The 6,984-nt window shown below is 70.5% G+C and carries 6 protein-coding genes and 2 pseudogenes; 6 read left to right on the top strand and 2 right to left on the bottom strand.

Features of this window, described 5'->3' with window-relative positions:
• The 4 genes and pseudogenes from ASJ79_RS33210 to ASJ79_RS15365 all read left to right on the top strand — a co-directional run.
• Positions 1-250, top strand: a pseudogene (locus ASJ79_RS33210) (hypothetical protein); the annotation flags it as partial.
• Positions 247-1,212, top strand: coding sequence for an ABC transporter ATP-binding protein (locus ASJ79_RS15375; protein WP_067956605.1), 966 nt, complete (start codon positions 247-249; stop codon positions 1,210-1,212). The pseudogene ASJ79_RS33210 and the gene ASJ79_RS15375, both read left to right, overlap by 4 nt.
• On the top strand, positions 1,209-1,988 hold the full coding sequence (locus tag ASJ79_RS15370) for an ABC transporter permease (RefSeq protein ID WP_067956603.1): 780 nt from the start codon (positions 1,209-1,211) through the stop codon (positions 1,986-1,988). The genes ASJ79_RS15375 and ASJ79_RS15370 overlap by 4 nt, the downstream gene beginning before the upstream one ends.
• A gap of 61 nt (positions 1,989-2,049) precedes the next feature.
• Positions 2,050-3,006, top strand: a complete 957-nt coding sequence (locus ASJ79_RS15365; protein WP_067956600.1) for a heme A synthase — start codon at positions 2,050-2,052, stop codon at positions 3,004-3,006.
• Here ASJ79_RS15365 and ASJ79_RS15360 read toward each other — a convergent pair.
• Positions 2,956-3,894, bottom strand: a complete 939-nt coding sequence (locus tag ASJ79_RS15360) for a RimK family alpha-L-glutamate ligase (protein ID WP_067956599.1) — start codon at positions 3,892-3,894, stop codon at positions 2,956-2,958. The two genes, ASJ79_RS15365 and ASJ79_RS15360, sit on opposite strands and share 51 nt — an antisense overlap.
• A gap of 36 nt (positions 3,895-3,930) precedes the next feature.
• Between ASJ79_RS15360 and ASJ79_RS15355 the strand changes: the two genes are divergently transcribed.
• Positions 3,931-4,905, top strand: a complete 975-nt coding sequence (locus ASJ79_RS15355; protein ID WP_067956607.1) for a quinone oxidoreductase — start codon at positions 3,931-3,933, stop codon at positions 4,903-4,905.
• Here ASJ79_RS15355 and ASJ79_RS15350 read toward each other — a convergent pair whose 3' ends face one another.
• Entirely contained in the window at positions 4,906-5,799 is an 894-nt protein-coding gene (locus tag ASJ79_RS15350) for a heme o synthase (protein ID WP_231750860.1), read from the bottom strand.
• A gap of 243 nt (positions 5,800-6,042) precedes the next feature.
• Here ASJ79_RS15350 and ASJ79_RS15345 point away from each other — a divergent pair.
• A pseudogene (locus ASJ79_RS15345) lies at positions 6,043-6,984 on the top strand (transketolase); the annotation flags it as partial.

The raw sequence follows: 6,984 nt of genomic DNA, 5'->3' as shown, positions 1-6,984 counted from the left end.
GTTCCGCGCCGCGGCCATCGCCGTGACGCTGGTGGTCGGCATCTTCGGGCCGACCGCCAACGGCGACCGGTTCGCGCTGTTCCAGATCGCGCTGGCGACCGTGGCGAGCACGGTGATCCTGCTGATCCTGATGGCGCTGACCTACCGCAGGCTGCCCTGGCGGGCCCACCCGGAGGACCCGGCCGCCGACCCGTCACCGCCACCGCCGCCACCGAGTGCCAGACCCGACGCCTACGCTGAGTCCCCGTGACCTCCCAGCCGTCCGGCGCCCTCGGCTCCCCGCCCGAGCGCTCGTCGGCCCCCGTTCAGTTGCGCGGGGTGAGCAAGCGGTACGGGGCGACGACAGCGGTGTCCTCGCTCGACCTCGACGTGCACTCCGCCGAGGTCTTCGCGCTCCTCGGCCCCAACGGCGCGGGCAAGACCACCACCGTGGAGATGTGCGAGGGGTTCATCAGGCCCGACGCCGGTTCCATCAGGATCCTCGGCCTGGACCCCGTCGCCGACAACGCCGCGGTGCGCGCCCGTACCGGGGTGATGCTGCAGGGCGGCGGCGCCTATCCGGCGGCCCGGGCGGGCGAGATGCTCCACCTCGTCGCGTCCTACGCCGCGGATCCGCTGGACCCGCAGTGGCTGCTGGACACGCTGGGGCTGACCGATTCGGCGCGCACCACCTATCGGCGGCTCTCCGGCGGGCAGCAGCAGCGGCTCGCGCTCGCCTGCGCGGTCGTGGGCCGTCCCGAACTGGTCTTCCTCGACGAACCCACCGCGGGCATGGACGCGCACGCGCGGCTGGTGGTGTGGGAGCTGATCGACGCGCTGCGCCGCGACGGGGTGACGGTGGTGCTGACCACCCACCAACTCACCGAGGCCGAGGAACTGGCCGACCGGATCCTGATCATCGACAACGGCGCGGCCGTCGCCACCGGCACGCCCGCCGAGCTGATGCGCAGCGGCGCCGAGAACCAGTTGCGCTTCCGTGCGCCCCGCATGCTCGACCTGTCCCTGCTGACCGCCGCGCTGCCCGAGAACTACCGGGCCAGCGAGACCGCGCCCGGCGAGTACCTGGTCGAGGGACATATCGACCCTCAGGTGCTCGCGACCGTCACCGCGTGGTGTGCGCGGCTGGACGTGCTGGCCACCGACATGCGCGTCGAGCAGCGCAGCCTGGAAGACGTGTTCCTCGATCTGACCGGGCGGGAGTTACGGAAATGACGACCGGGAACCGTTTCGCGCCGGGCACCTTCACGCCGGACCCGCGACCGGCGGCGATCCAGAAGATGCTGGCCGCACAATTCGGCCTGGAGTTGCGGCTGCTGCTGCGCAACGGCGAGCAGCTGCTGCTGACCATGTTCATCCCGATCACGCTGCTGGTCGGTCTGACACTGCTGCCGCTGGGCGACTTCGGGCCGAACCGCGCGAACACGTTCGTCCCGGCCATCATGGCGCTCGCGGTGATCTCCACCGCGTTCACCGGGCAGGCGATCGCGGTGGCGTTCGACCGGCGCTACGGGGCTCTCAAGCGGCTCGGCGCGACCGCGCTGCCCGTGTGGGGCATCATCGCCGGGAAGTCGCTGGCGGTGGTCGCGGTGGTGTTCCTGCAGTCGATCCTGTTCGGCGCCATCGGTTTTGCGCTCGGGTGGCGGCCCCCGCTGGCGGGTCTGGCGCTGGGCGCGGTGATCATCGCGCTGGGCACGGCGGTGTTCGCGGCGCTCGGCCTGCTGCTCGGCGGCACCCTGCGCGCCGAGATCGTGCTCGCCGTCGCGAACCTGCTCTGGTTCGTCTTCGCCGGACTCGGCGCGCTGACGCTGGAGGGCGGAATGGTTCCGTCGGCGGTGCAGTGGGTGGCGCGGCTCACGCCGTCCGGCGCGCTGACCGAGGCGCTGTCCCGGGCGATGACGTCGTCGATGGACTGGTTCGGCCTGGCGGTCCTGGCGGTGTGGGGTGCCGTCGCGGCGCTCTGCGCGTTGCGGTGGTTCCGCTTCACCTGAGAGCCGGCCGCCGACACGCCCCTACTACGAGGTGTAGTTCACGAGGCTCTACCATCGGAGCGTGCCCGTCGGACGACTTTTCCTGCGGCTCGTCGATCTGCTGCCCGAACCGAGCCTTCGGGTGCAGCGCCTCGTCGCCGCGGCCGTGATCCTGACCCAGGGCGGAATCGCCGTCACCGGGGCCATCGTGCGCGTGACCGCTTCCGGTCTCGGCTGCCCGACGTGGCCGCAGTGCTTCCCGGGGAGTTTCACCCCGGTCCCGCACCCCGAGGTCGCGGGCATCCACCAGGCCGTGGAGTTCGGCAACCGGTTGCTGACGTTCCTCGTGGTGCTCACCGCCGCCGCGGCGGTATTGGCCGTCACGCGCGCGCGGCGCCGCCGGGAGGTACAGGTCTACGCCTGGCTCATGCCGGCCTCCACGGTCGCGCAGGCGGTGATCGGCGGCATCACCGTGCTCACCGGTCTGCTCTGGTGGACCGTCGCGATCCACCTGCTGGTGTCGATGGCCATGGTGTGGCTCGCCGTCCTCCTCTACGTCAAGATCGGCGAGCCCGACGCCGGGGTGGTCGTCACGCGCTCACCGAAGCCGTTGCGGCAGTTGACCGTGCTGTCCGCGGTGGCGTTGGCCGCGGTGCTGGTGACCGGGACCATGGTCACCGGCGCGGGGCCGCACGCCGGGGACAAGAGCCCGGACCGACCGGTGCCCCGTCTGCAGGTGGAGATCACCACGCTGGTGCACATGCACTCGTCGCTGCTGGTGGCCTATCTCTCGCTGCTGGTGGGCCTGGGCTTCGGCCTGCTGGCGGTGCGCGCGGCCGGCGGGATCATGAAACGCCTCGGCGTCGTCGTGGTGCTGGTCGCTGCGCAGGGCACGCTGGGCGCCGTCCAGTTCTTCACCGGGGTGCCCGAAGCGCTGGTGGCACTGCACGTCGCCGGCGCGGCGGCGTGTACGGCCGCCACGTCCGCGCTATGGGCGTCGATGCGCGAACGGGCCGAGCCCCAACCGCTCCAGCGCTGATTCGACGGCCAGCGCGAAGCGGCGTTCCTGGCGCGGCCGGTCCTGCGCGCCGAGTTGGCGCCAGCCCAGTGACGGTTCGATCACCTCGAGTTCGAGCAGCCGCGGATCGTCGGCGCCACCGATGAGGTCGACGCGCGCATACAACAGATCCGACGTACTCAGCCCGAGGTGGCGCGCCGCCGCGGCCAGTGCGGCGTGGCCGACGTCCCACACCTCGAAATCCGGTTCGGCCGGCCGCAGCGCCTCCTCGGCGAACGTGCCCGACTCGTCGAGGGCGGGTGACTTCCCGGGCGACGGCAGCATCGGGCCCTTGGTGAACGCGTGGGACTGCTCGCCCCCGAGGAACACCAGCGCCGTCTCGCCGGCGCCGACCCGCGCGTCATAGGGCTGCACCAGCACGGTCCGCCCGGCCGCGTGCAGGGCCGCGGCATGGGTCCGGGCCTGCGCGGCGTCGGTGAAACGCAGTGCGCCCACCGATCCGGCACCCACGGACGGCTTGACCACCACTTCGCCGGGCGGGAGCTCGACCTGCTCCCCCGGCGCGAAGAACGCGCTCGGCACGGTCGGCACCCCCGCCGCGGCCAGATCGGCCAGATAGCGCTTGTCGGCGTTCCAGGCCACCACCTCCGGCGCGTTGAGCAGGTGCGGGACACGCCGCGTCCAGTCCAGGAAGTCGTCGAGGCGCTCGGTGTAGTCCCACGCCGCGCGCAGGATCACCAGGTCGGCCGCCAAGGTCGCGGGGTCGTCCCAGGACAACCACCGGGCGTGCAGGCCGCGGGCCCGCAACGCGCGGACCAGGCCCGCGTCGTCACCGTCCCCCTCGGGCAGCGCCGGGCAGCCGGCGAGCACGATGCGCGGGTGGAACACATCGGGGCGGGCCAGTCTCATGACGGAGCAGATCCTACCGAGGGCATGATGGTCGGTATGTACGCCATCGAAGTCGCCGAGACCGGCGGTCCCGAAGTCCTGTCCCTGGTCGAGAAGCCGCAGCCCACACCGGGTCCGGGTCAGGTGCTGATCAGGGCCGAGGCGATCGGGGTGAACTTCATCGACACCTACTTCCGGTCCGGCCTCTACCCGCGGGAGGTGCCGTTCGTCGTCGGCGCCGAGGTGTGCGGCATCATCGAGGCCGTCGGTGAGGACGTGGCGGCCCTCAAGGTCGGCGATCGCGTGGTCACCGACAAGTCACTCGGCGCTTATGCCGAATACGCCCTGGCCCCAGCAGATTTCGTCGCCTATGTACCTGACGGCGTGGCGCCGGAGGTGGCCGCCTCGGCGCTGCTCAAAGGGATGACGGCGCATTACCTGATCAAGTCGACCTACCCGGTGCAGCAGGGCGATGCGCTGCTGGTGCACGCCGGTGCCGGTGGCGTGGGCCTGCTCCTGACGCAATGGGCGACGAGCCTGGCGGCCTCGGTGATCACGACGGTGTCGACGCCCGAGAAGGCCGAGCTGTCCCGTCGCGCCGGCGCGGTCGAGGTCCTGGACTATCCCGACGACCCGCAGGCATTCGGTGAACGCATCCGCGAGCTCACCGACGGCGACGGGGTGGCCGCGGTGTACGACGGGGTCGGCGCGTCGACGTTCGAAGCCAGCCTGGCCAGCCTCGCGGTGCGCGGCACACTGGCCCTGTTCGGCGCGGCCAGCGGTCCCGTCCCGCCGGTCGATCCGCAGCGGCTTAACGCGGCGGGATCGGTGTTCCTGACGCGGCCGAACCTGGCGCACCACACCCGGACTCCGGACGAGTTCGCCTGGCGCGCGGGTGAACTGCTCACCGCGATCGCCGACGGCACCCTCGAGGTCACGGTCAGCCACCGGTACGCACTGCGGGAGGCCGAGCAGGCCCACCGCGATCTGCAGGGCCGCAGAACCGTCGGCTCGGTGGTGCTGCTGCCCTGATCAGACGCTGAACAGCGTCGGCAGCGCCAGCGCCGAGTCCACGGCGAGCGCGCAGAACACCACGGCCAGATAGTTGTTGGACTGCAGGAACAGTCTCAGCGGCTTGACGGGTTCGCCCCGGCGCACGCCCGCGTAGAGCTGGTGGGCCATGGCCAGGAACCAGGTGCCCGCGACGATCGCCACGGCCGCGTACAGCCAGCCGGTGGCCAGGGCCAGGCCGAGCGTGGCCGCGACGGTCAGCCAGGTGTAGACCAGGATCTGCTTGGTGACCTGCTGCTCGGTGGCCACCGCGGGCAGCATCGGGACCCCGGCCGCCTGGTAGTCCTCCTTGTACTTCATGGCCAGCGCCCACGTGTGCGGCGGTGTCCAGAAGAAGATGATCAGGAACATCACCAGCGCGGGCCACTGGATGGTTCCGGTCACCGCCGACCAGCCGATCATCACCGGCATGCAGCCGGCCGCCCCGCCCCACACCACGTTCTGCGACGTGCGGCGCTTGAGCAGCAGGGTGTAGACCAGCACGTAGAACGCGATCGTCGCGCCGGCCAGGTGCGCCGACAGCATGTTGGTGGTCCACCACAGCCAGAAGAACGACGCCACCGACAGGGTCAGACCGAAGATCAGCGCGTGGCTGCGCGGCACGGTCGCACGGGCCAGCGCCCTGCGCTCGGTGCGCTTCATCTTCTTGTCGATGTCGGCGTCGGCGACGCAGTTCAGCGTGTTGGCGCCGGCCGCGGCCAGCAGACCGCCGACCAGGGTGTTGAAGATCAGCAGCGGATCCACGGTGCCGCGGTCGGCGAGCAGCATCGCCGGGATCGTGGTGACCAGCAGCAGCTCGATCACGCGCGGCTTGGTCAGTCCGATGTAGCCGAACACGCGGTCGCGGAATCGGATCGGCCCCCTGGCGGAATCGTCGACGAGGTGGCCTTCGCGAATCCTCACGCAACCAACTCCTCAACCACATCGCGGCAACCCCGGGGGGCATCTACTACAGAGGATGGTAGACCGCGCGGGCCGGTGCCCGAAATTGCAGGGTCCATTCCCAGCACAAGGGGATGACCTCTGCGTCGGCTCCGGGTTCCCCACTAGGGTGGTTGCAGCGGATCCCCATCCCCGCCAAGCCAAGGAGCACGCGTCGTGACCACGATCGAAGAGATCACTTCCCTGACCCGGCCCAACCATCCGGACGACTGGACGGATCTGGATTCGCGGGCGGTGGACACCGTCCGGGTGCTGGCCGCCGATGCCGTGCAGAAGGTCGGCAACGGCCATCCCGGCACCGCGATGAGCCTGGCCCCGCTGGCCTACACGCTGTTCCAGCGGCAGATGCGCCACGACCCGAGCGACGTGCACTGGATCGGCCGGGACCGCTTCATCCTGTCCTGCGGACACTCCAGCCTGACCCTCTACATCCAGCTCTACCTCGGCGGGTTCGGCCTGGAACTCTCCGACATCGAGTCGCTGCGGACGTTCAAGTCCAAGACGCCCGGCCATCCGGAGTTCCGCCACACCCCCGGCGTGGAGATCACCACCGGACCGCTCGGCCAGGGCCTGGCCTCGGCGGTCGGCATGGCGATGGCGTCGCGCTACGAACGTGGCCTCTTCGACCCGGACGCCGCGCCCGGCACCAGCCCGTTCGACCACTACATCTACGTGATCGCCTCCGACGGGGACATCGAGGAGGGCATCACCAGCGAGGCGTCCTCGCTGGCCGGCACCCAGCAGCTGGGCAACCTGATCGTGTTCTACGACAAGAACCACATCTCGATCGAGCACGACACCGACATCGCGCTGTCCGAGGACGTCGCCGCGCGCTACCGGGCCTACGGCTGGCACGTTCAGGAGATCGAGGGCGGGGAGAACGTCGTCGGCATCGAACAGGCGATCGCCGAGGCGAAGGCCGTCACCGACAAGCCGTCGTTCATCTCGATCCGGACGATCATCGGTTATCCGGCGCCCAACAAGATGAACACCGGCGGCGTGCACGGTTCGGCGCTCGGCGCCGACGAGGTGGCGGCCACCAAGAAGATCCTGGGCTTCGACCCCGAGAAGACCTTCGAGGTCAGCGAGGACGTGATC

Origin of the sequence: Mycobacterium sp. NAZ190054, from assembly GCF_001545925.1 — a bacterium.
GTDB lineage: Bacteria > Actinomycetota > Actinomycetes > Mycobacteriales > Mycobacteriaceae > Mycobacterium.
Note: the sequence above shows the minus strand (reverse complement) of the source record. Positions and strands in the feature narration are given on the sequence as shown.